Genomic DNA, 1182 nt, shown 5'->3' with positions numbered 1-1182 from the left:
GGGTGCATCCCAGTTATGTAATGAGCAATAATACTTAGCCTTAGCCAGGCCCATGAACGTTAAGCTTTGAGCAGTTCAACCTAGGAACTTCACTGCCATGGATGCCTCCAAAGAAGCCCGTCTCAAAGCCCTGACGCAGGAGTTAGCCGAACTGCTCTACGAGGAGACTGACCCCGAGGACGTCAAGACCCTAGACGGAATCGAGACCGCCGTGCGGGGGCATCTGCTCGAGCATGTCGGCCCAGAACTCGGTCATTTTTTATCCGCACAAGCAGCGGCACAACGCGAGGCCGCCAGCGAGGCGTTACCAGCATCATCGGCCAATTGAGCATTAGCGAACAGCAAGGACAACGGCTAGGTCTGAAAGCCCGAACTCAGTGGAGTCCGCAGTTAGAGACGTGTTGTTTGCTGTTGAGTGCTAACGAGTCCTACGAAGATACGGCTCATGATATTGCGGTGCTAACCGGGATATCGGTTTCCAAGAGCACTCAGCAGCGGCTCGTGCATCGTCACGAGTTCCCGTCTGAGTCGGTAGATGGCGGCGTTAAAGAGATGAGCCTTGACGGGGGCAAAGTGCGCCTGCGGACGCCCAAAGGTCAACGGAGTGATTGGCGCGACTATAAGGCCGTTAACCTGCATCAAGGCTGTGTTGCGGCCTTCTTTAGAGCGAATGATGCCTTGGTCGAGTGGATCAACCAGCAGCCATTGGCGTCTCCGGTGGTGTGCTTAGGCGATGGGCACGACGGGATTTGGAATCTCTTTGCCCAAGTCGCACCGCCAGTGCAGCGACTTGAGATTCTAGACTGGTACCACCTGATGGAAAATTTGGCTCAGGTCGGCGGGTCACAACACCGGCTGGATGCCGTGGAGACCTGTCTGTGGCGAGGCGATCTTGAGGGAGCCGTCAAGCAGTTCGATGACTGGTCTCATGAGCGAGTTGACCGATTTATCGCTTACCTGTCCAGACATCGACACCGTATTGTCAACTACGCCTACTACCAAGCCGAGGGCATCTCCATTGGCTCGGGTGCCATTGAGTCAACGGTCAAGCAAATTGGACATCGAATCAAGATCTCAGGCGCTCACTGGGACGCACATAACGTGCAACAAGTGCTCCGGCAGCGATGTGCGTATCTGAATGGCTACTTCTCAAAATGAGTCTTGCAAGACTGGGATGCACCC

Annotated in this window: 1 protein-coding gene; it reads left to right on the top strand. The window is 55.1% G+C overall.

What is annotated here, in order from left to right:
* Positions 1–97: 97 nt before the first annotated feature.
* Positions 98–1158 (top strand): ISKra4 family transposase gene (locus IQ273_RS33300; protein WP_194027339.1). Its coding sequence is split into 2 segments (ribosomal slippage): positions 98–254 and positions 254–1158, totalling 1062 coding nucleotides; the frame shifts between segments, so codons are not numbered across the junction.
* Positions 1159–1182: the final 24 nt, after the last annotated feature.

This window comes from Nodosilinea sp. LEGE 07298 (assembly GCF_015207265.1).
In the GTDB taxonomy this organism is placed as follows: Bacteria; Cyanobacteriota; Cyanobacteriia; order Phormidesmidales; family Phormidesmidaceae; genus Nodosilinea.
Note: the sequence above shows the minus strand (reverse complement) of the source record. Positions and strands in the feature narration are given on the sequence as shown.